The organism is Novipirellula sp. (assembly GCF_041583735.1).
In the GTDB taxonomy this organism is placed as follows: domain Bacteria; phylum Planctomycetota; class Planctomycetia; order Pirellulales; family Pirellulaceae; genus Novipirellula.
On sequence record NZ_JBFHFD010000062.1, the window covers coordinates 1 to 21500 of the forward strand.

The 21500-nt window shown below is 52.4% G+C and carries 20 protein-coding genes and 1 tRNA gene; 9 read left to right on the forward strand and 12 right to left on the reverse strand.

Features of this window, described 5'->3' with window-relative positions; translation table 11 throughout:
• Positions 1 to 651 precede the first annotated feature (651 nt).
• The 7 genes from ABX962_RS07375 to ABX962_RS07405 all read left to right on the forward strand — a co-directional run bounded on the left by ABX962_RS07375 (position 652) and on the right by ABX962_RS07405 (position 9977).
• Positions 652 to 1140, forward strand: a complete 489-nt coding sequence (locus ABX962_RS07375) for an ATP-binding protein (protein ID WP_372718033.1) — start codon at positions 652 to 654, stop codon at positions 1138 to 1140.
• Between the two features lie 615 nt (positions 1141 to 1755).
• A tRNA-Asn gene (locus ABX962_RS07380) sits at positions 1756 to 1828 on the forward strand.
• A gap of 317 nt (positions 1829 to 2145) precedes the next feature.
• Positions 2146 to 2997: a hypothetical protein gene (locus ABX962_RS07385; protein ID WP_372718034.1), complete on the forward strand. Its 852-nt coding sequence runs from the start codon at positions 2146 to 2148 to the stop codon at positions 2995 to 2997.
• A gap of 55 nt (positions 2998 to 3052) precedes the next feature.
• On the forward strand, positions 3053 to 4204 hold the full coding sequence (locus tag ABX962_RS07390; RefSeq protein WP_372718036.1) for an exonuclease domain-containing protein: 1152 nt from the start codon (positions 3053 to 3055) through the stop codon (positions 4202 to 4204).
• An 8-nt stretch (positions 4205 to 4212) separates the two neighbouring features.
• Positions 4213 to 6471, forward strand: a complete 2259-nt coding sequence (locus ABX962_RS07395; protein ID WP_372718038.1) for a TerB N-terminal domain-containing protein — start codon at positions 4213 to 4215, stop codon at positions 6469 to 6471.
• Positions 6472 to 6474: 3 nt separating this feature from the next.
• Positions 6475 to 7791 carry an ATP-binding protein gene (locus tag ABX962_RS07400; protein WP_372718040.1) on the forward strand — a complete coding sequence of 439 codons (1317 nt, stop codon included), beginning with the start codon at positions 6475 to 6477 and terminating at the stop codon, positions 7789 to 7791.
• Positions 7792 to 7847: 56 nt separating this feature from the next.
• Complete coding sequence (locus tag ABX962_RS07405; RefSeq protein WP_372718041.1) at positions 7848 to 9977, forward strand: DEAD/DEAH box helicase; 2130 nt, start codon at positions 7848 to 7850, stop codon at positions 9975 to 9977.
• Positions 9978 to 9989: 12 nt separating this feature from the next.
• Here the strand turns inward: ABX962_RS07405 and ABX962_RS07410 are convergent, their stop codons facing one another.
• The 7 genes from ABX962_RS07410 to ABX962_RS07440 all read right to left on the reverse strand — a co-directional run bounded on the left by ABX962_RS07410 (position 9990) and on the right by ABX962_RS07440 (position 16558).
• Positions 9990 to 11384, reverse strand: coding sequence for a DNA double-strand break repair nuclease NurA (locus ABX962_RS07410; protein ID WP_372718043.1), 1395 nt, complete (start codon positions 11382 to 11384; stop codon positions 9990 to 9992).
• Positions 11385 to 11564: 180 nt separating this feature from the next.
• Positions 11565 to 12779, reverse strand: a complete 1215-nt coding sequence (locus ABX962_RS07415) for a helicase HerA domain-containing protein (RefSeq protein ID WP_372718045.1) — start codon at positions 12777 to 12779, stop codon at positions 11565 to 11567.
• Between the two features lie 156 nt (positions 12780 to 12935).
• Positions 12936 to 13409 carry a hypothetical protein gene (locus ABX962_RS07420; RefSeq protein WP_372718047.1) on the reverse strand — a complete coding sequence of 158 codons (474 nt, stop codon included), beginning with the start codon at positions 13407 to 13409 and terminating at the stop codon, positions 12936 to 12938.
• Positions 13406 to 14269: a DNA adenine methylase gene (locus ABX962_RS07425; RefSeq protein ID WP_372718049.1), complete on the reverse strand. Its 864-nt coding sequence runs from the start codon at positions 14267 to 14269 to the stop codon at positions 13406 to 13408. Before ABX962_RS07425 ends, ABX962_RS07420 begins: the two co-directional genes overlap by 4 nt.
• 77 nt (positions 14270 to 14346) lie before the next feature.
• Positions 14347 to 14778 (reverse strand): hypothetical protein, encoded by a 432-nt coding sequence (locus ABX962_RS07430; RefSeq protein ID WP_372718051.1) that lies wholly within the window; start codon positions 14776 to 14778, stop codon positions 14347 to 14349.
• Positions 14775 to 16313, reverse strand: coding sequence for a recombinase family protein (locus ABX962_RS07435; RefSeq protein ID WP_372718053.1), 1539 nt, complete (start codon positions 16311 to 16313; stop codon positions 14775 to 14777). Before ABX962_RS07435 ends, ABX962_RS07430 begins: the two co-directional genes overlap by 4 nt.
• Complete coding sequence (locus tag ABX962_RS07440) at positions 16310 to 16558, reverse strand: DUF2924 domain-containing protein (RefSeq protein ID WP_372718055.1); 249 nt, start codon at positions 16556 to 16558, stop codon at positions 16310 to 16312. Before ABX962_RS07440 ends, ABX962_RS07435 begins: the two co-directional genes overlap by 4 nt.
• Positions 16559 to 16587: 29 nt before the next feature.
• Here ABX962_RS07440 and ABX962_RS07445 point away from each other — a divergent pair, with 29 nt between their 5' ends.
• On the forward strand, positions 16588 to 17256 hold the full coding sequence (locus tag ABX962_RS07445; RefSeq protein ID WP_372718057.1) for a DUF3987 domain-containing protein: 669 nt from the start codon (positions 16588 to 16590) through the stop codon (positions 17254 to 17256).
• Positions 17257 to 17636: 380 nt separating this feature from the next.
• Here the strand turns inward: ABX962_RS07445 and ABX962_RS07450 are convergent, their stop codons facing one another.
• From ABX962_RS07450 to ABX962_RS07465, 4 genes are all read right to left on the reverse strand, one after another.
• Positions 17637 to 18398, reverse strand: a complete 762-nt coding sequence (locus ABX962_RS07450; protein ID WP_372718059.1) for a hypothetical protein — start codon at positions 18396 to 18398, stop codon at positions 17637 to 17639.
• Positions 18399 to 18565: 167 nt separating this feature from the next.
• Positions 18566 to 18880 (reverse strand): hypothetical protein, encoded by a 315-nt coding sequence (locus ABX962_RS07455; protein ID WP_372718061.1) that lies wholly within the window; start codon positions 18878 to 18880, stop codon positions 18566 to 18568.
• Positions 18881 to 19157: 277 nt separating this feature from the next.
• Complete coding sequence (locus ABX962_RS07460) at positions 19158 to 19511, reverse strand: hypothetical protein (protein ID WP_372718062.1); 354 nt, start codon at positions 19509 to 19511, stop codon at positions 19158 to 19160.
• 157 nt (positions 19512 to 19668) lie between these two features.
• A complete protein-coding gene (locus ABX962_RS07465; protein WP_372718064.1) occupies positions 19669 to 20061 on the reverse strand; it encodes a DUF4253 domain-containing protein in 393 nt (130 codons plus the stop codon).
• A gap of 257 nt (positions 20062 to 20318) precedes the next feature.
• Between ABX962_RS07465 and ABX962_RS07470 the strand changes: the two genes are divergently transcribed.
• A complete protein-coding gene (locus ABX962_RS07470) occupies positions 20319 to 20570 on the forward strand; it encodes a hypothetical protein (RefSeq protein ID WP_372718066.1) in 252 nt (83 codons plus the stop codon).
• Positions 20571 to 20759: 189 nt separating this feature from the next.
• Here the strand turns inward: ABX962_RS07470 and ABX962_RS07475 are convergent.
• Positions 20760 to 21500, reverse strand: a 741-nt coding sequence (locus ABX962_RS07475) for a DUF1559 domain-containing protein (protein WP_372718067.1), incomplete at its 5' end; no start/stop codon positions are given.

The window sequence follows — 21500 nt, forward strand, 5'->3', positions numbered from 1 at the left end:
CAAAAAATCGCAGGGTCCTCCCGGCTCAAAAACTCTCTGGCGTGGGATGAGCCGTTTCTCGACCATCGTTGAAGCTTTCGTTGCATTCAAGCAAATGAGTTTTGGGGTATAAAAAGGCTGCCAGCCTGTCATCGGCTCTCCTGTCATCCCCCTCCCCCTCTCCCCACATCCGCAAAGTCTATAGGATCCTATGGGCACGCCATTTGCTCGACGCCGATACAGCTGATGAAGTTTTGATCGGATCTGGATGAAGTTGCGGTGAGCCGAGCATGTTATTGCAGGCTGCCCCCGTAAAAACGCGGCCCGAGCATCGATCGGTGGAAGCACGTAATCGCCGCTGAATTCCCGCATCGTGCTCATCCACTGAGCCTCGCTGAGGCAGCGGTGGTTAATTTGCATGCAATCGGGCGACTGTAAAGTTCGGGGGGGGATATGTTCGGAATGCTGTTTACGAAAAACGCCAGATCGAATAAGACATCGGCCGATAATGATAACGTCGGCGACTTTTGCAGCGCCAAATCAGCGTGGAGCGTGGTTTTCGCCAAGCGAGACGCAAAGAAACGCTACAGGTTTTTCTGGCTGCGAATCGATACAAAACAATGACATGCGGCGATCGACTTAGCATTTTCCTCCTTCTTCGTCCCAACCAACGTGAGTTTAGAACACGTGCGAAAAGAGACATCCGTCATGGGCACCAACCACGGTCCTTCCTGGACGCGACGACACACGATTCCCAGCGACACGCGGATTGGCAGCGACCTGGTCGAAGAGCTGATTCAGGAGATGGGCCAGCGTGAGTGGCCTGCGACGGATTTATTTCGCGTTCAATTGGCGTACGAAGAGGCGATCGTCAATGCGGTGCGTCACGGCAACCGCAATGCTCGCGACAAAACGGTCGATGTCGAGCTGACGTGCTGTAACGAGCGAGTGATGATCCGCATCCGTGACCAAGGCGAAGGGTTTGACCCCGAAAAGGTCCCCGATCCGCGGCAGGAGAGTCTGCTGGAGGTCCCCGGTGGCCGCGGGGTATTGTTGATCAGCGAAGTGATGAGCGAGGTGTATTACAACGATGTCGGCAACGAAGTCACGATGATCAAGATCAAGGGCGACAACCCGCTCGACGGCGATTCGCAAACCTGATCGCAGCCTCGCTCCGTAGCGAAAACTCGCCAAGCCTTTCGCCCGCTCCACGTGGGACAGGTTTTCAACCTGTCATCAGCTCCTCCTTACCTCGCACTCCGAGCCTCCCGTAGCGGAAGTCCTCAAGCCTTTCGCCCGCTCCATGTGGGACAGGTTTTCAACCTGTCAGCCGCCCACCCCGCATCCCCCTGGACCCGCCACCCTAGCCCGCCACGCCTCTCAAATACTCCCTCTCCATCGCTCACAGTCGCCACGTCAGAGCGAACCCTGCCAGGATCAGGTGACTCTCTTAAAACGGACTAGGCTGAAGCGGGGGAGGCTGCGGAGTTGAAACGCCCCAATTTGGTGTGGTTCACCGCGAGAGTCGGTCTCGTGTGATTAGGGAGCAATATTTGCGGTAAGAATTTGCATTGATAAAATGCGACGAACCGGCAAGTGAATTGGCGGAATCGGCGGCGATCATGAAAAAATCGCAGATGAATTAAAATCTAAGCTCCCCCGCCCTTGCCACGGCAGGGGAGTTTCAGTAAATTTTCGGCAAATTAAGAGAGACGACGGCAAGGAATTGCCGAGAAAGAAAGTCTAAGTGATTTGTAAAGAATCACGCTTAAAAAATCCCCTGTAGCTCAGTTGGTAGAGCAGCGGACTGTTAATCCGCTTGTCACAGGTTCGAGTCCTGTCGGGGGAGCTAAACTGAAAATCTTGGAATTTTCAGACTAACCACTTAACGCCCGCAGCCGATCATCGGTTGGCGGGCGTTTTTCGTTTTAACCCGCGTTTCGCGGCACACTGGCCCGCCACGTCGCCGACACCAGCGCTCTCGATTCTCTTGCCGAGAACGCCAGCACGGAACCGATCTTGGCCGTCAGGTCCGGTCTCGCGGTGGCTCGGTCTGAGAACTCTCAGAGTCTCTGTTTGTTGCCGGCGGGTGGTTAACGCATTTTTCAGAGCAGATGACAATTCGACGCTGGTAATCAACAACATTTTGACCAGGGAAGTTGGGCGATGGGTAACCGAACTCGAACCGAAGAAGACATCATTCGTCGCAAACTCGCTTCCTACAGCGTGGGGTTGGCGATGACGCTTTCTCGGCCCGTTGAAGCCTCACATCTGCATATTGCTTCCGGTTTTCTGCTTGAGGAAGTTCCGGGCGAGCGAGTTTTAGTGACAGCCGGCCACTTCATTGAACTGGTGCACAACTGCCTGGACCTGGAAATCGTCGAGGGCATTTGTGTTCATCACCAGGATCATGCAATCGAACAGAATCTCAAGCAATATATTCTTTCTCCCAGCCTATTTCGATCACAATCGCGTGCAGCACGAAACGGAATTGACGTAGGCGTGCTTGCGGTTGAGGATGAGCTGAGGCAATCGCTTGACGCCGATCTGGTTCCAGTAATCTCGACGGAGAAACACTGCGGGCGGTCTGAAGAGCGGGGCTCGTGTTTGGTGATTGGGCACAGCGTCGACGGATCGACAACGGTAAGGCTTTCAACTCTTGAAGTAATCGCCGACGGCGAGCGCGAGACACATGAGCGTTTCGGCATTGGAAACATCTGTGGTCGATTCGAGTCAATCGAAACCTGCGATTTGCAGGGTGGATCAATCATTCTTAAGCCGCATCTGCGAGGTCGTCCTTCGGTCAAAGGAATGAGCGGCGGGTTGGTAGTGCTTGTCGATGACGACAAACCGGAGGACTTGCTTTGGATCGGTCAGCAGTCGATGGAAAAACGAACTGCAGATGGCAAAGAATGCGAGTATCTTCGGGCCACGCATGCCGGCGACGTAATTCGCGGAGTACTTGATTGCATCAACCAATTTCCAGGGCACTCCCCTGACGCACCATCCCAAATCTGAATCTGTTAAACTTGTTTCCATGTATCAGAGGCATCATAAAACAGGGGCGAAAGGCATGGCGAATGAAGAAACCGGGTTTGCGGTTGTTGATGTAGAGACAACTGGATTTGGAAAGGGTGATCGCGTCATCGAGATTGGCGTTGTGCTTCTTGATCATCGTCTGCGGATCGTAGACGAGTACGAGACATTGATTGATCCTGAACGTGATCTTGGGCCGACGCATGTACATGGCATCACGCCGAAGATGATCTCGATGGCACCGTCGTTTAGTGAAGTTGCTCCCGCGATTGCAAATCGCATTGGTGATCGCGTAACTGTCGCTCACAACTTGATTTTTGATGAACGAATGCTCGGTCAAGAGTTTGGTCGCCTGAAAGCAATCTTCGATCCTGGTGTCGGTATCTGCACGTTGAAGCTAACGAAACAGAAATTGCCTGCCGCATGTCAGATGCTTGGTGTCGAACCACCAAAGCATCATCGTGCCCTTGCTGATGCCCGCGCGAGTGCCGGATTGTTGAAGGCTTTGAAGCCACAATGTGTCTGGCATCCGTTGAAACTTGGGGGCGTACCGGGCGAGATATCGGTTCGGACTCATCGTCGGTGTGCTGATGAAGGGACTCTCGTGCTCGATAGGCTGCTGAGTCGAGTTATCTACACCGAGGGCGATACCCGATTGCTTCAGTACATGGACCTACTTGACTGGGTACTCGATGATCTCGTTTTGACGACAGACGAACAACAACATCTAAACTTTTTGGCCGAGGAACTTTCCCTTACCGCGGAGGAAATCGCCAGCGCACACGAACAGTACTTTCAAGCGATGGTCGTGGGGGCAAAAAAAGACGGCGTGATCACTAGTGAAGAAAACGTTGCACTGAACTTCGTAGCGAAAGCTCTTGGAATCCAATCGGATCGAGTCCCCGCAGTTACAGAAGCTCAGTGTGATTGCGGCGATATCCCCCATGGTGCCTCGATTTGCTTTACCGGCACCTTCGTCGATGCGAACGGCCACAAGTTGTCGAAAGCCGAACTCGAGAAAATTGCGACCGATTGCGGATACTCCGTGGTCTCGAGTGTTACCAAATCCAAATGTGATTTCGTCGTTGCCGTTGATCCGTCGTCGTCATCTGGCAAAGCAAAAAAGGCAAGGGAGTTTGGCAAGCCCGTCATCGCTTCGCAACAGTTTCTTGATCAGGTACAGAGGTAGGAAAACGGATGTTTCGTAGATTTCTCAAAGGTGCCTTGTCGGCAGACCAATCTGATTTGGTTGAGATGCGTTCGGTGCCGACACCAATCCATGCGAATGAAGGTGGCTACCGGATTCCGAAACCAGAGGGTTCGGTGGGAAGTGAACGCTACATTGAAGCCATTCCCAAATCAAACCTACAGAGCAACGACGTTGTTTTCTACGGTCCTGGTGACTCGATTAGTTTTCGAGTCTCGTTAGGCAAGGGCACCCCGATTACCCTCGATGTTCATGACCCTTTGGTGTATCTTGCCAACGGACCAATGAACGGCCAGTTTGATGCCTCTTTGATTGACTTGTCGCTTCCAGTCGCGTCCGTATCGCATGAGTATCGTGGTTCGTTGCCCTATTGGCCCAGCTATTACGATTGCTCTGCAATTCAGCGAGGTGATTATCTCAATTGGCTGCAATCGGGACGAAAAGATCCCAATGTCGAATTTGGCTTCGTATTCATCTATTTCTATGGGCTCGAGCGACGCGTCCTGATTGATCGCGCGGACTACATTGCGGTTGCCAACGAGGTCATGCGATTACTCCTCATCTACGGAAAATCCAATTCGTTTAGACGTTACGGCACTTCGCTCTTGTGGATGTCGCTTTATCTTGCGTCTCATGCTGGCGAACTGCAAAACACAATGCTCGCCAATGCAATCAAGGTAACGACGACATGGACTGATGAGACACTGGGTATTTGTCTCGGCATCCTTCAGTCCAAGTCGATTCTGTTGCCGTCTCGGCTCGCACGAAAAATTGCTCAGCGTGACGCAAGGTCGTCTTCGAGCGTAATCGTCAGTCGTCACGAAGATGAATTCAACAAGCTGTTCAAGGTGAAGTATAGGGAACGCTGCGAAAAAGGGATTCGTCTAGATATCAGTAAACGACCCAAGCGAGTCGACTACTATCCGGCGAGTGGCAGCTTACTCCGCAACTTCCACTCCAACGATGGTCCGTCGATTCCTCCGCGTCCAGACGTTTTTGGCAAGACTGCTCAATTCAAACCGCTCATCGCTATTTGGGAAGAGTGCATCGAGTCGCTGCGAGGTTTCAGTCGCGCAAAGAAAAAATCAGCCGGCGAGGTCACTGCTGATGTCTACGAATCGCTTCCACCCGAGCTTCGTCAGGGTGAGCACCCCGAGGAAGAAGCGTGGCTCAAAGCTTGGGAATCCAATGTTGATGAAGATGACTGGCCAATCGTTCCGGTGTCCGAGCTGGCTGCGATCAAACAGATTTCGACTCGTGACAGACTTACGAAAAGCCAGTGCGGTCAGATACTGGCAACGGCGGATGCGATCGGTTTCGGTGTTGAACCCGACGCTCGCATCACCGGCAATAACTATCGGTGGGATGAGAAGGTCACCCTATTCTTCCATGATGGACAGGTGCTAAATGACCCCACCGCCTATGCGGCCGCATCTGTTCTACTACGACTGGGAGCGAGCATCGCGGAGGCCGACGGAAGCGTCGACGAGCAAGAACTCACCTTTATCAACGAACATCTACAGGGCCAATTCAACCTTTCGGAAGCAGAGTCCAAGCGACTGGACCGTTTGCAGTATCTTTTGCTCCATTCACGTTCCGGTGACAACACAATTGGCAAGGCTCTCGCAAAGAAGTTGTCGCTTAAGCACCGTCGCTTGGTAGGCGAATTTCTCGTGGGCGTTGCCGCTAGTGACGAAGTCATTTGCAAAGCTGAGGAAAAGGCACTCCGAAAGGCCTATCGGTCGTTGGAATTGGACGAGGCTGAACTTAATCAACTAATCCAGCGGCACGAGAACTCCAGTGTATCAAGCAATGACCAACCCGAAGATTTGCAACTCGACCTTGATGCGGTGTCGAAAATCATGGCCGAAACTCATCAGGTTGCTTCGCTGCTTCGTGATGCGATGGCTGACGATGACGATGGTTGCGATAACAACGAAGATCATCAAGAGAGTGGGAAGGGCTCAGCAACAGTTCCTGAGCCCGCCAAACCTGAACACAAGGGTCCGCAAGTGGAGGTTCGGTTTGGCGATCTCGATGTTCGTTATCATCCGTTTTTGGGTTCGATCCTTGAAATTGCAGAGTGGTCGCCCGATGATCTGCGAGGGCTCGCCGATGAACATGGCCTGATGCTTAGTGGCGCGATCGAAGCGATTAACGAATGGTCAACCGATGAGTTTGGTGATTGGTTGATCGAAGAAGGCGATCTATTCACAATTCATAAACAACTTCTTGGGAAAGCAAGCTAGACGATGATTCCAAATCGTGAACGATCAGCTGTCCTGCAATCACTTTCGGCTGGTGTCGTGCCGGCCATCGGCTTACAGCATATTCAAGTAGGGCGACTCAACGAAGTTGATGCCCTCGTCGGTGACCTGAAGTTGGTTGAGGAAGATGGCGCATCTGTTCGCTTTATCGTTGGCCGGTTTGGCAGCGGGAAAACATTTTTCCTCAATCTGATTCGCAACGTCGCACAAAAGCGAAAGTTCGTTGTCGCACAAGCCGACATCACCACGGAGAGACGGTTTCATGGATCCGGCGGACAAGCCAGGTCTCTCTACAGTGAACTAATGCGTAACCTTTCCACGCGGTCCAAGCCAGATGGCAATGCTCTCCAGAACGTGATTGAGCGATGGGTGGGCGAGATTGACCACACGATTCGCCAGGCGGGCAATGGAACGGAAGAAGATGTCAAGAAAGAGTTCGTGCGTGTCCTTCGTCCGCTCCAAGATTTGGTCAGCGGCTTTGACTTCGTGAATGTGATCTCGAAATACTACGAAGGCTACACTACGCACAATGAGGAGCTGCAAGCCAATGCTTTGCGATGGTTGCGTGCGGAGTATACTACCAAGACCGAAGCCCGCCAGGATCTCGGAGTTCGTTCGATCATCGACGACTCTGGCTTCTACGACTACCTGAAGCTGTTCGCCGGTTTCGTGCGTTTGGCTGGCTATTCCGGCTTGCTTGTCAATGTGGATGAACTGGTTGTGCTATCGCATCGGTTGTCTAATACGCAGGCGAGAAACAGCAATTATGAAGCCCTTCTTCGGATCATAAATGATTGTCTTCAGGGGCGTGCCGAAGGGATTGCATTTCTGTTTGCGGGCACTGACGAATGCTTGGAAGATCCAAGGCGTGGACTTTATAGCTATGAAGCTCTGTCAACAAGATTGGCACCCAACCGCTTTGCCGACGAGAAGCAGCAAGACTATTCTTCTCCCGTGATCAAGCTGGAAAACTTGACGCCCGAAGACTGCCTCGTTCTGTTGATGAACATTAGGCGTGTGCATGCCGGCACGAATCCTGAAGACCATTACGTCTCGCGGGAAGGACTAATTGAGTTCTTAAAGAACTGTCAAGCGAGAATGGGAGCGGCATACTTCCAGACGCCGCGAGAGACAATCAAGGACTTCGTGAGCCTACTCAACATTTTGGAGCAAGACTCAAGCCGTAGTTGGGAAGACCACCTTCAGAAACTGGGTAAGCCATCATCCAATCCGGTCGATGGTGGCGCGTCAATATCAGCAACAACATCCACCGAAGATGACTTGACTGAGTTTCGGCTGTGAGTTCGTCCCAGGCTTTCGATCTGCTTGCGCCGCCGATCCAACGCATTCTCTGGGACATGCGTTGGAGTTCCCTAAGACCGATACAAGAAACGGCGATCAAGAAGGTTTTGCAAGGCGACGCAGACCTTATCATTTCTGCCAATACAGCTTCAGGGAAGACAGAGGCTGCGTTTTTGCCAATTCTGTCGCAAATTTTCAATGCGCCCAAACCGTCGGTTCAAGCGGTTTATGTCGGGCCGCTGAAGGCGCTGATAAACGATCAGTTTCGCCGTCTCGAAAATCTTTGCGAGAGGGCAAATATCCCCGTGCATCGCTGGCACGGCGACGTTGATTCCGGACGAAAGAAGCGTTTGACCCAACATCCCGGTGGCGTTTTGCTAATCACACCAGAATCCATCGAGTCACTTCTGCTCAACCGTACGTCGCGAATCGCAACCGTTTTCCGAAACCTTGAGTCTGTGGTAATCGACGAGATTCATTCGCTCGTAGGAATTGAACGTGGTACACATCTGCGAAGCCTTTTGTTCCGTCTGCGTCAGCAAACCGAACACGACTTCCGTCTCATCGGTCTGTCGGCAACTCTTGGAGATGCGTTCCCTACCTATCGCGATTGGATGCGTCCCGACGGCGATCGCGAAGTCGACCTGATCGAAGGCAGCTCCGAATCGAAACGACTGCTCTACAAGATTCACGGCTTCCTTGGTGCTCCACCAAAACCGCGAGGCGAGGCCACCGACGACGACACACCGCCATTGCCCGTCGGCCTTAGCGAATCAATGTTCCAGCATTTCGTCGGCAAGAAGAACTTGATCTTCGCAAACAGCAAGTCAGACGTCGAGCAGTATGCCGATGCACTTAACACACATTGTCGATCTGATGGGCGCCCCGAGGAATTTTTGGTCCATCACGGTTCGCTAAGTAAAGAGAGCCGCGAGTTTACAGAACGCGAAATGCTCGGGCGACGGCCAAGGACGACGGTCTGCTCGTCCACGCTTGAACTTGGAATTGACATCGGGAACGTCGCCGCCGTTGGACAAGTTTCGCCGCCTTGGTCAGTTAGCTCGCTCGTTCAGCGACTCGGGCGTAGCGGACGCGGCGAAGATGAACCGCAGTGCATGCGACTCTACATCACAGAGCAGCCGATCACGGAGAAATCGAGTTTGCTGGACAAGCTGCATCTTGATTTACTGAGGGCGGCAGCTGCAACCGAGCTTATGCTGGAACGTCCCACATGGGTCGAACCACCCTTTGTCGCGAGATTTGATCTGAGTACTTTCACGCACCAGATTCTCAGTTCGCTCGCCCAAAGTGGTGGTGCCCAAGCGTCTCAAGTCTTTGAATCACTAACCATCAAGGGCGCATTCCGAAACTTCTCTGCTGGGCAATTCTCGCGAGTCTTGCGTTGTTTGGCGGCTAAGGAACTTATCGAACAAACTCCTCAAGGCGATCTCATTCTAGCGCCCAAAGGTGAACAGATGGTGCGTCACTATTCGTTCTACAGCGCCTTCGCAAGCGGGAGCGATTACAGCGTCTTGCATCGAAGCGTACCAATCGGAATGCTGCCGGCCGATTCGCTTCCCAAGATTGATGATCACTTTTTGTTAGGTGGTCGGCGATGGCAGGTAATGAATATCGACGACAGCCAACGCGAAGTGATCGTCAAGAAAGCCCAAGGAAAGAAGCCGCCAAAATTTTTCGGTGGTGGCGGCGAAATCCATCCGCGTGTTCGTGAGAAAATGAAACAAATCGTATGCAGCAATCAATCGCTGCCTTATCTCGATGATGCCGCTGCGATATTGTTTACCCAAGCGCAAGAGACCGCCAACGCAAGCCGCATTTGCGAGGCGAATGTCGTCGCTCTCTCGCCAAACCGATGTTTGTGGTTCACATGGACAGGAACTCGCATTCAGCGAACGCTCTGCCTACTTGCTGATCATTTAGGACTCGCCTGCACGGATCGTGACGTTGCCATTGAGTTCGAGTCGACAGGAAAAGATGAACTGGTTAAGCGATTGCCTTCGATTGCTGCTACGACAATCGACGCCATTCAGTTGGCTCAGCGTTTGCCTTCAAAGCACTTCCGAAAACTAGACGAATTACTGTCCGATGACTTGCTTTGCGAATCGCTCGGGTGCGATTTTCTGGATGTTGATGGAGCTGTTGACTGCATCGAGAAGCAAATTTGAACCAACTGCGAATTATCGAGCTCCTCGTGTTTCGCGTCCCATGATGTCCAATACCCGACCGCCCGGCTTTAGGCTTATCGCTGCATGTCGGTGAGCCAACGCGATTGGAATGACGGCGTCGCGGTAAAGATCAGTTGACACCTCGTTAATCAACGCAACTGCCCGAGTAAGCTCGGGATACCGATCTCGCTCGGACTTCAGAGTTGCGAAATCGGGCGATGCAGACTTAGCTTCAAACGGGTACGGAAGTGCGAAAATGAACATCTTGCCACTAGATGTCTTGAATGCGAAGTCATGACCGTAATAGGTTTCAGAGCCAAAGCCGTTTCCAGATCGCTGAACACCGAGGTGCTCGTATCGAAACTCGTCGGTAATGCTAAAAAGTTTGTCGCCCTGAATATGGGGAGCCAAACGGTTCATGAAATCGACCACATACCCGGTTTTTTGAAGACCTACGACGATTGGTCCCAATTGATTGTTTGCGCGACACTGCGTTCGAAGGCGAGAATAGAATCGCATGATCGATGAGTGCAACCACGCGGCGTTTCCGAAAACAGCAAGAGGACCGTCAATCATCAATGCAAGGCCAGCGAGTCCTGTCGGAGATTCACGACTGAGATAGCGTGCGTAATGAACCGGAAGTAAGTGTTCGAGATACGACATGAACCTTGATGCCGGCTCTTGCTTCGCATGCAAATCGGTAATTCCTTCCCAAATTCGCAAGCAATCGCTGATGAACAGTTCGCCACCGCAGCCCGCACATTGCCACTTGGTCTGACCAAGATCCAGATAGATGTCTCGCGACTCGCACTCGTCGTCCGGGCATCGGTGGACTCGTATATGATTCGTTGGAGCGTTGGGATCTTCACGAAGCAATGCCAACTCAGCAAGTGTTCTCAGCAAACTTGTGGAGTCGTCAGTTTCACGGAAACGGGTCGCTGGCGATCGCAGAAATTCTTCAGTTTGCCGACGGAAGGTTTCACGAACGCTCTTGTCCGTCGGCAATCGGAAGTTGGATAACGGGAGCACAAGAGTAAGCGTGTCGCGATTGCGTTGGAGTGTTGCGACGCGAAACGGATCAACCAAATGCGTTTCGGAATCTTCCAGCCCGTCAAAGTCCGCCATCTCAATAAGAATAGTGCTGAACTTGAGGTAGGAAACCTGGACGCTTGGAAATCGGTCGTCAATGCTAGAATGGTAAAAGCTGCCGTCTGAAGCAATGACGTGTCGAACGGCAGGAGGGTTTTCTGTGTAGTCCGGTGACGCGAATAAATCTGTCAGACTCTTGAGTTCGTCCTCAGACGGTTCTTTGAACGGTTCGCAACGCTTCAAGAAGGCCTGAACTTCAGGGTTGCGAACGACATCGGAGTGAGATGTTTTACTTCCTAACTGGTTTTCGTACGGCATAGCTATCTAGCTCGCTCCCCCACCACCATTGGCAATGCGTTTCTCCACCTCCGGATCGAACTTGTGAATCTGAACCGGCACGACAAATGGGCTAGACAGTGTTTTCACTCTAGCGAAACCAACGTCTTGGGCACGAATTAGAGAGACGCCAAAGTCTTTGAAGTCGTAAAATTTGGCCAGCTAACGAATTTCAGATTCATTGTTCAAGTGAGATACAAACATGTTCTCCGTGTTCGCGAGGATATTAGGATGGATCGACGAAATTTCCTGTGTCGCGTACACCGTCGCGATGCGAAATTTCGCCCCCTCTTTCGCGATTCTCGGCCATGTTGCGGTCAGCGCGTCCTTTTTTCCGATAATGTTGTGAGCCTCTTCGACATAGATCACGATGTTCGGAGGGTATTCACCGCGATTAAATGCGCTGGCTGATCGAGAAAAAATGTGTCGAGCGATTACCGTGCTTAAACGAGTTCGATTGCTTGGGTCACCGACAGACAAGTCGAGGAACACAATCTTACCAGCCTCAAGGTGTTGGTAAATTTCCTCGGAAACGTCTTGGGTTCGGTCAGCAGAATGAAAGTCTCTGTATGAAACAAGATGCTTGAATCCAGTAATGTAAGCATCGTTCCCACTTTTCTGTTCAAGCAAATTGAGCAGCAAAACACAATCTTCATCGAGCCAGTTCTGACCTCGTGTTGAAGATGCCAATCGCATTGGCTGCCGGTTGTCATCTTTCTCGCGATCGGCTCGCCTCGCACGCGAAAACCATTCAGTTGCATCCGCTGGCGTCAGAGACAGATTGCCGCCATTGCCAGGCGGAAAATCATTATTCGGATCAACGCGCTGTCTCACCGTAGCATTCGCCGAAAAGCTGACACGGAAGCGGTCAGGCGGACGAAAACCTGCCTTGAACAGAACTGCCTGATAAATTGCGCATTTCAAACGCCAACGATTTGATGCTGACCGGTCGTTGGGATCTTCAGGTTGTTCAAAGGTAACGCTTAAGAATCCTTTTAAATCCGCAGACGTCGGCGCGGGGTCACTGAGTACTTCTCGGAGCAGCGCGTGACCTTCAGCGATCTGCGTGTAAAAATTGTTTTGTATTAGCTTAAATCCGTCCGCTGGCAACATACGGTATCGCTCGGTCTGCGTGGGGTAGATGTCGGCGATCGCACCGTCGTCTTGCTGGTTGGCATTCGCGTATTCGCCGTTCAAGTCGTAGATGATTTGGCCTATCTTCAACCCGGTTTGGTCAGCGGTCCTCTTTACGACGGAGACCAGTTTCTTAACCATGTTCGACTTGCCGGTTCGAGTCATTCCGAATACGGCAGTTCGCCTGGCTAAGAAGTCCACGGCTTGAATGTTGAATTCGACTTGCTCATCTCCTGCTTGCAATCGGTTTGCCGATGTAAATCGAACATTCCCTATCGCGAACGAGGGAAGCGTTCCCTGAATTCCAAGTCGCTTGGCTTCATCCTTGGCTGCTTCTTCACGCATTGGGCTGATGTAGTTCACAATCTCCTTCAGCGAGTTGCCCCGAGGTTTATAGACCTAAAGTCGAGTTGCAGAATGGTATGACTCTAAGTCACTTCCAAGGCAAAGGCGTCCCGCGTCATTGCAGTAAAACGTCCCTAAAATTCGTGTCTGCAGTCCATTGAACTGAAGCTGATTTCTCGTCAGATCATCTAGTGGGTCCGAGTCCGGGTTTTGGTCCTGACGCTCTTGAAAGTGTTCGATCTTCGTTCGTACTAAATCGTCATCCATTGGAAGTCGTGTCGATCCCACCACTCTCAGCAAAACGATTTCTCGCTGCAATTCATTCGTCTGGCTGAATCTCTCCGGATCAAAAGAAGCCGCAATCAGGAAGCCGTTGTGTGGAACGCCACGGACCTTGCTCTTCCACAGATCATTCGTCATTACGAGGGCGTTCTCGTAATCAATCGAATACACCCAACCAACAAAATTAGCTGACTGAATTAGCGACGGCAGCGCTCCGGAGGCTGAAAAACGATCCGCGATGCTCATGACTTTTTTATCCTTGGTAGATCCAGGTTGCTACTGACGAGTTCTTTCTTGGGGTTTGGTGAGGTGCTGTTCGCTGCGGTGTAGTTGACAGGAACAATTCGGTATCGCAGTCCTAGTCGACGGAGCAACGTTACTGCCTCGGAGCAGTAGTCATAACTCAAAACCCAAGGTTTCTGCAGGTCTCGAACCTCTTCCAAGAAACTGCTGTGTTCATCACTCTTGAAATAGAAGTTGTAAAGCTTCTCTGCTTTGTGGAAGAACGGCGGGTCAAGGTAGAAACACGAGGCAAAATTTCGCTCTGCCTCGTAGTCCCGAAGCGTTTTTGAATACGACTGCGTTCCAATGTCGTATACACGGTGCCGCATTTCCCATAGTTCTTCGATTCGCGACGCAATTGTGTCCTTGTAGAAGCGACAGTCGAGAGCGTAGGCAGACTTCTGCTTCTGACCTCCAATTGGACCGCTAGACGAATTGAGGATTCCGGAGAAACTCGTTCGATTCAGGAAGAGACATTTCCATGCATTCGTGCAGTGTCCATTGATTTTCTGATCTTTGATGGTTCGCCACTGATCGATGGTTACCGGCTCGCGATCGAGTTTGTCGATCAATAACGCTCGACGGTTGAACACGGTCCACCAAAAGCCGGATACCAGCGGATCAAGATCATAGAGTGCGATGGAATCAACGCGATCGAGTCCAAGGAGATGCAATGAGACACTCGCCCCACCCGCGAACGGCTCAACCAATATCTCTGGACGCAGTTCGTTTAGCGCAAGAATCTCCGCGACAAAAGGCGCTAAAAATGCTTTGCCCCCTGGGTACCTTAATGGACTGACTAGAGTCTTGTTCTCTGCGTTCAATTTGGCTCCGTTCCAAAACGTTAAATGATTGTCGCAGATGTCGCTGACAGCCGCAAGAATGCCTGTCGATTGATGCTCTACTGGCTCTCTTTAGAAAACTGAGCGGCAAACTTCTTGCTTTGCTTCGACCAATCTGTCTGCGCCGCAATGCGACGCAACGTGCGCTCGGTAATCTCAGCCCTGCCACGCAAAATCTTTTGATGAAACAATACCTTATCTTGGATGCCCGGGGCTAGATGGAGAAGGTTCATGATTTGGGTCAGTCGGGGGCGGCTGACTTGGCCGAGGCGGGCGAGTTCGGCTTGCGATGTGACCGCGCCGGTGCGGATGAGTTCGTCGAAGTGGATGGCTAGCGCGAGTAGCTTGGTGACTCGTGGCAGTCGGCCCGGTGGGGGCGACGGTGGCGGCGTTCCGGGCGTGACGGCGCGGCGGCCGTGGCAACGGCGCGTGACGGTGAACGGTCGCGTGACGGCGGCGGTGTCGGGTTGGTCGGGAGTTCGGGTACTCATGCGTTGGTGTCCTGTTGTTGGCCTAGCGTGGTGATGCCGGTGGGGTGGAAGTGAATGTCGACAGTGCCGGCCACTCCGTCGTAGTCAATTCGGTCGACGAGGGCTTCGATCAACTCGTTGCGGGCGCGAGGTTTCATCGTTGACCAAAGTTCGTCGAAGCGGCCGAGTGAATCAGCGATGTCGACTTGCTTGGGAGATTTTGATTCGAGTGCGTAGATTTGCTCTTCCAGCTCATTGAGCCGGCGTTCGGCGGTCGTGATCCGCGTTTGCAAGTCGGCAACGAGTTCCATTGGGCCGTTGGTCACGGCGAGATGGTTCACCTGGCCGTGGTAAGACCGCAGGAATTCAATTTGTGAATCTCGTTCTCGGACCAATTCGTCGAGTTTTACTTTGACCTTAGCTTGCGATTGCTCATAGATGTCAGCAATCAAGTCTTGGTCCGTGGCGATGGCTTTGATCTCGCCGATGACGAAGGTTTCGATCTGGTCGGCGGGAATCGACGGTGCGGGGCATGTCGCGTGGCCTCGCTTTTGGGCTCCACCGCAGACGTAGTAGCGGTATCGTCGATTGCGTTTCGTGCTGCTGTTGTGGATCATCGAGCGATCACAGGATTTGCAGCGAAGGACACCCCGAAGCAAAGCACCGTGTTGGTTACGTGCTTTTTCATGACCGCCGCGGCCGTTCTTTCTCAATCGTTTTTGAACGGTATTGAAGAGGGCGTCGTCGACGATCGCTTGGTGTTCGCCGTTGTGAACTTCGTCGCGGTACCGAATCTGGCCGATGTAGGTCGAATTGGTCAGCAGCGTGTGCAGGTTCGTTTTGTCGAAGTGCTTGCCGCCGCGCTGCGTTCCTTTCTTGGTGGTCCAGCGTTTGGTTCGCCAGCCGCGGTCGTTGAGTTCATTGGCGGTGTCGAGCAATGAATCGTGCTGGAGGTACAACCCAAAGATCTGTCGGACGCGTTCGGCTTCTTCTGGGATGACGACCAACTTGGTGTCAATCACGTTGTACCCAAGCAGCGGCATTCCGCCGGACCATTTGCCTCGACGTCGAGCCGCAGCGATCTTGTCACGCGTCCGTTCACTGATCATTTCTCGCTCGAACTGGGCGAACGAGAGAAGCACGTTCAAAATCAGCCTGCCCATCGAACTGGCAGTATTAAACTGCTGCGTCACCGAAACAAACGCGACCCCGCGGGCATCAAACTTTTCCATGACACGGGAAAAGTCCATCAACGATCGGCTGAGTCGGTCGACTTTGTAAACGACGACGCAGTCGATCTTACCGGCGTCGATGTCGGCCATCAGTCGCTGCATCGCGGGGCGATCGAGATTACCCCCGGTGTAGCCGCCGTCGTCGTACTTGGTCGGCAAGCATTCCCAGCCCTCCCCGATTTGGCTGGCGATTAACGCTTCGCCTGCGTCGCGTTGGGCGTCGAGCGAGTTGAACTCTTGTTCGAGGCCGTCTTCGGTGCTCTTGCGAGTGTAGATCGCGCAGCGAACCGCTTTCACCTTGCTGGAATCTGTCGATCGGATCATTGGTCGGCTCCTTTGTAAATGAGTTTGAAGAATCGGTAGCCGTTCCAATGCGATCCCGTGATGAGTCTGGCGATGGCGGTCAGCGATTTGTAGAATTCGCCTTCAAACTCGAAGCCGCCTTCACGGACAATGACCTCGTTAGTGACGCCTTTGTAAATCCGCTCGATGGTCAGCCCAAAAGCCGGCAAGCGGTCGTCGCCTGCCGGCGGATGGATTTGCACGGTGCTGGGGAACCGCAACGCCACAGTTTTTCTATGAGTCGCTGTCGACGCGAATGTTAACCAACGGCTTCTTCGCTCGACTGAACATCATCGACGTCGGAAAACGTGGCAAAGGACAAACGCCGGGATCGGCCCGCAACCTACCCGACGACATCTTGGAAACGGCAAAATGGTGGGCGGATTTCACACCGGGCGGCGGCAACTTCATGTCCCAGCACCCGAAAACGGCAACGGTCCGGTTCACACCGGATGCCGAGACCGCGATCACGGATTTGCGAACGCAAACCGAAGTCGAATACGACAAGGCGGACGACGACGGGGACGAAGTGGCTCGTGCCGCGTGGAGTCGCACATGTGAACATGCAAAGAAGTTGGCATTGATCTATGCGTGCAGTGAGAACCACGCCGAGCCAGTGATCTCCGTCGCGGCAGTTCGCTGGGCCAGCGAATTCGCACTGCACCAAACACGCCGGCAACTTTATCTCGCGTCAGTTCACGTCGCCGAGAACCCGTTTCACAAAGAATGCTTGAAGTTCATGAAGCGGCTTCAAGACGAATCGACCGGCATCCTCAGCCGCAGGCAGATCATGCGAACCATGAAAATGAAAGCGAACGATTTTGACCAGGTCGTTCAAACGCTCGTGCAACAAGAACAGATCAAAGCGGTGTGGATCGAATCCAAAACCAAACCGGCCCAAGGCTACCAAATCAACCTCGACTAATCCGTCACGAATCTGTCCCCAATCCGTCACGCCGTGGTGACAGTTCTCGCTCGATTTGGAGCCAAATCATGCTTTTTAACCAAGAACCGTCCCAATCTGTCACCCTCGATGGTGACGGATTAGTGACAGATTTTTTCGGGAGAAAAGACCGTAAATATAGGGAAAAACTCTCTCTCTATTAATATATGTGCCCCTGTCACGCCCATGCCCGCGCGACGCGTATTCACGCGCACGAGGGGGCAGGGTGACAGATTTCGGTGACACATCACTTTCCACCAATTTCTGCAGGTTGCAGCATTCGTTTAAATACGTCGTGGACGCAGTGTTAAGGCCATGCCACATCGTCTCCGCATCATCGCGTAGTTATCCGACGTTGGCAGTCACCCGACAATACGTCGTGGTTGAAGGTCTCCTTGCGCTGATGCAATTTTCTCCGGCGGCCATTTGTGAATCGCTCCACGTAACCTGAGGTACTCGATGACCTGTGGAGATAAACCGTATAAAACCGCCCAGTCAAGAACGGTAAAGCTGTTTTGCTCATCTCCAAAAAGTGGAAAAGTGTTGTTAATGTTTGCACCTCCGTTCAGTAGAAGCTCAAGCATCTCAAGCTGTAGCTCAGGACTCTTATTATGATTTACCGCTGCAACAATCGGTCGACCAAGATTCGGGTCTGCTCCATTTTTCAGCAACCAACCCAATGCATCAATCCTGTCTTTATTGACAGCGATCTCGATTGGCCGGGATTCGAGTTGTTCGTTGACATCACACCCGGATTCAAGTAGCCGGTCCAAGACGTCGAGGCTACAACCACGGTCTACTGCCTGCCCAATCCATGTTTTGCTATTGTATTTCGCTACCTTGGACAGGAAGCCTTTATCAGTCGCCAGTATCTCGAAAATTCTTCCCTCATTCTGCCAAGCGATTGCACCAGACAACTGAGATCGCTTCTGGTCATCGGTAAGCCTGTCAGCTGGTGTGTCCAGCAGCTGGTGGTATGGCGACTGCTCGGATGTCGGGGCGGAATTCCCTGAGTTGACAACGATGAACGGCTTTCCCGTTACCCAAGTGTAAATGACTCCCCATAAAACAAACACAGCAACAAGTGACACAGCGACGAGTGGAATTATGATTTGCAGATTCATTGTTGCAATTGGGGACGTATACGTCTCTTCCGGATAACGATCACGTGGTCGCCGCGAACGACTGACCACTTCAATTAAACCTAGCTTAGCGACTCACATGCATCGCAGTGTTTGCCAAAAGTGCATTAGCATGATGTTCATTTCCAAAGCAGTTTAGCAAATCCCGCTTACAGATGGGGGCGGAAAACAATCCTGTCGAACGCAAGTCCCATTATTGCGCCGATAGTCGCGACGACCCCGTCGCCCATATCCGGATGTTCGCCGCTAATTGCAAATGGCAACATCACAGCGTTTGCGGTAAACGTAGCAACCGTGAGCAAGTTCATAAGTTTTCGTCGCGAGTTCGAGAATGCGATTGCTGCAATCGGAATCACGCCGCCAAACGTTACCAGATGCGGATAGGTCGACGCGAATGTACAAAAGACCGCAAAAACGGCGGTGTTCCACATACCATGTTTTAGTGTGTATTGATCCAGACGCATCAGAAATCACCGGGGTGAACGGTAAGCACTCCGTTTTCTCGAATGGTGAACGGTTGCCATAACCGGGATTGCCAATGTGGTATCCACTCGTAATCGCGCCATGGCGAACTCCGGTTCATGGCGCGGTGCGCCGCGATGCAGCGGCCTCACGTCAACCACCGCAATTGACGTTGATCAAAATCATATCAGGCGCATCGACCGAATGGTCTACTGCGCATCGGTCGCGGCGAGATTTTTGTTAATTATGAGAACGTTCGCTACCAGATAGAAAATGTTTTTAGACCATAGACAGGGTCAGCAGGATGATCGGTCCACCCACCACAGTGGCCGTTGCTATCAGGAATGTCACAAGAGCGCCGCGTGTCTTGCGATTTCGCCACTGAAACGCAGAGTATGCGAAGCCGACAGAGCAGCAGATCATCAGGATTGTAACGAGCGGAACGTACGTTGGAATTTTGCCGCCAGAATCCCGTAGGACAACATAGTTCATGTAAGCCGAGTAAATCGTAGCGACCGCTAACAACACGGCGATGATGGCCGTCAACCAGAAAGCAATCGCAAATGGAACACGGTATCGGTCAACAATCGCGTCCCCCAAGTCCGAAGCCGGTGAGTAGGGGTTCTCGGTCATAGCTGGCAGTTAGTTCCGTCAGAAGGTTTCGAATTGTGTCGGTGAACGACAAGCGTAACCCGGTTGTGGCGAGTGACGATGAATTCAGAAAACGGCCCGCCCACAACGCGGGTTCACGCATTGGTTACCCGCCGCGAGCGCCGTCAGACGCGACGAGTCAGGACCAGTATAGTGGTAGTTTACGTTCGAGCACGATCCACCGCTTCATTGCTTTGAGCCCGAAGTCATCGTCCATTTCGTCCAGGCCTTCAATCGACTTGGCGTAGTTGGGGTTTGGGTTGTCGTCAGCGAGTTCGGTAAACGACGTGAAGTATTCAGTGACGACGTCAGGGCAGATTGAATAGACCTCAGCAGCGAATTCGTCGGTGTTACCAGGGACAGTCGCGAGCTCGACCATGACGCGGTTATGTCCCGCATCGGATAGCGTAACTCCGTAGCGAGCATCCCATCGGGACAGGTGTTCGATCAACCATTCAGTCCCCCGATCGCCATCATGCGCGAGTGTGCTGTGTTGTCTGAGCGTGTCAAATTTTGGATCGGTGTTTGGCATGGTGTCGAATGGATTTCAGTCGGGTAACGTTTGAATTCACGGGGTGGCGAGAGTTGATCATCTACTTCGAGGAACGCGGCCACCGCCACTCCCTCGCAATTTTATGGTTATCCGCCGGCTTGGATGTTAGTGCTTTTCTTTGACTTACGGACATTGGAGATGGCGACCGCGCAGCTTGCCGCGAATATTTCAACTTCGCCTTTTGAGTCATGGCACGTTCGAACTATATTGCCATCGTTTAGCACCGACAACACCAATTGCGTGCTCGTAAGGCCGGCGATTCCAATGACCGCAGCGAGGAAAGCAAAAATAAAAAGTGGTATCTGCAGCCACAGGGACGTGAAAAACAAGTAGGCAAGAAGCACGGAACTAGCCGACACGATCAATCCGATAATAGCGAATCGATTTACCGTATTATGGCAACTAACCTGTTCAACGTCCGTGAGATTTACCGAATGCCAAATGCTGTCATCTGCACGCCGAAATACGATCTCCTGATCGAAAAGTGAAACGCGACTCCGTGGCAGCATTGTGACAGGTTGATTCGACATATTGAATTGTCCAGCGTTTAAGAATTCGTGTTGCTTGTCTGTGCTTGAGTCGGGTAACGGTACGGTTCAGCGGGCGGCGGCGAACGACTCAGCCGTTGCCAAAACGGTGACCACCGCCGCGCCGGTGCAAGCCATGGTTTGTCGTTTTCAGTTTCCCGTAGCAATGTCGCCGTGGGAACGCGTAATTAGAGCATTGATGACAGCTGTATCTGAACTCTCGGCTAGAAACCGAACGCTTCCATCGGCGAAGCAAGCGTAAGCACCCCCAGAATGAAAACCGTAGATTCCTTTGTCGTTTGAGGCGTTCACAACAGTTTCCTCGTGCGATGGAATCAGCCATGGATAGCTGGCACTAACTCCCCAAGCAGCTTGGAAGTGGTCCATTCCGTTGGGATGTGGTTTAACAGCAGCGTCGTGTTTGTACAGATCCGGGCGTCCCGCCCGTTCAGCAACAAGAATCGTACTGCTTTGTCCGTCAGTTATATCTCTCAGCCTCGCCTCGCGAACGGTTTGAACGTCAAAGGTCGCTATGTCGTATTTGGGCTCGCCCCAGGGCCCGTACGCCACGTCCAGGACGATGCTAGCTGAATCAGGACCATCACCATAGTTGACGCCACCGATTATTTCGTAGTCGCTGCGAGTTGCGGTACCGACGTATTGTTTCGGTGGCTTGCCATCGTTGAAGGCATAGATATCTGGCACCAAGGCGTTGGCATTGGGCGTAGAAGGGCAGAGAAAAACTGGGATGGATGTGTTCAAAACGTCTTGGTTTGCAGCGACCGTGGCCGGACCTGAGAAGTCGACATTCCCAAACAAAGAGGTCTGGTCCAGCTCCGGCAGTAGCGCGACCCGCCACGAATGAAAATGAAACTCATCCATGGTTGTTCG

Excerpts from the sequence above, each read along its gene's own strand:
- ABX962_RS07385 (WP_372718034.1), top strand. The coding sequence starts at position 2,146 with ATGGGTAACCGAACTCGAACCGAAGAAGACATCATTCGTCGCAAACTC.
- ABX962_RS07390 (WP_372718036.1), top strand. The coding sequence starts at position 3,053 with ATGGCGAATGAAGAAACCGGGTTTGCGGTTGTTGATGTAGAGACAACT.
- ABX962_RS07395 (WP_372718038.1), top strand. The coding sequence starts at position 4,213 with ATGTTTCGTAGATTTCTCAAAGGTGCCTTGTCGGCAGACCAATCTGAT.
- ABX962_RS07400 (WP_372718040.1), top strand. The coding sequence starts at position 6,475 with ATGATTCCAAATCGTGAACGATCAGCTGTCCTGCAATCACTTTCGGCT.
- ABX962_RS07405 (WP_372718041.1), top strand. The coding sequence starts at position 7,848 with ATGCGTTGGAGTTCCCTAAGACCGATACAAGAAACGGCGATCAAGAAG.
- ABX962_RS07410 (WP_372718043.1), bottom strand. The coding sequence starts at position 11,384 with ATGCCGTACGAAAACCAGTTAGGAAGTAAAACATCTCACTCCGATGTC.
- ABX962_RS07420 (WP_372718047.1), bottom strand. The coding sequence starts at position 13,409 with ATGAGCATCGCGGATCGTTTTTCAGCCTCCGGAGCGCTGCCGTCGCTA.
- ABX962_RS07430 (WP_372718051.1), bottom strand. The coding sequence starts at position 14,778 with ATGAGTACCCGAACTCCCGACCAACCCGACACCGCCGCCGTCACGCGA.
- ABX962_RS07435 (WP_372718053.1), bottom strand. The coding sequence starts at position 16,313 with ATGATCCGATCGACAGATTCCAGCAAGGTGAAAGCGGTTCGCTGCGCG.
- ABX962_RS07445 (WP_372718057.1), top strand. The coding sequence starts at position 16,588 with ATGTTAACCAACGGCTTCTTCGCTCGACTGAACATCATCGACGTCGGA.
- ABX962_RS07450 (WP_372718059.1), bottom strand. The coding sequence starts at position 18,398 with ATGAATCTGCAAATCATAATTCCACTCGTCGCTGTGTCACTTGTTGCT.
- ABX962_RS07455 (WP_372718061.1), bottom strand. The coding sequence starts at position 18,880 with ATGCGTCTGGATCAATACACACTAAAACATGGTATGTGGAACACCGCC.
- ABX962_RS07460 (WP_372718062.1), bottom strand. The coding sequence starts at position 19,511 with ATGACCGAGAACCCCTACTCACCGGCTTCGGACTTGGGGGACGCGATT.
- ABX962_RS07465 (WP_372718064.1), bottom strand. The coding sequence starts at position 20,061 with ATGCCAAACACCGATCCAAAATTTGACACGCTCAGACAACACAGCACA.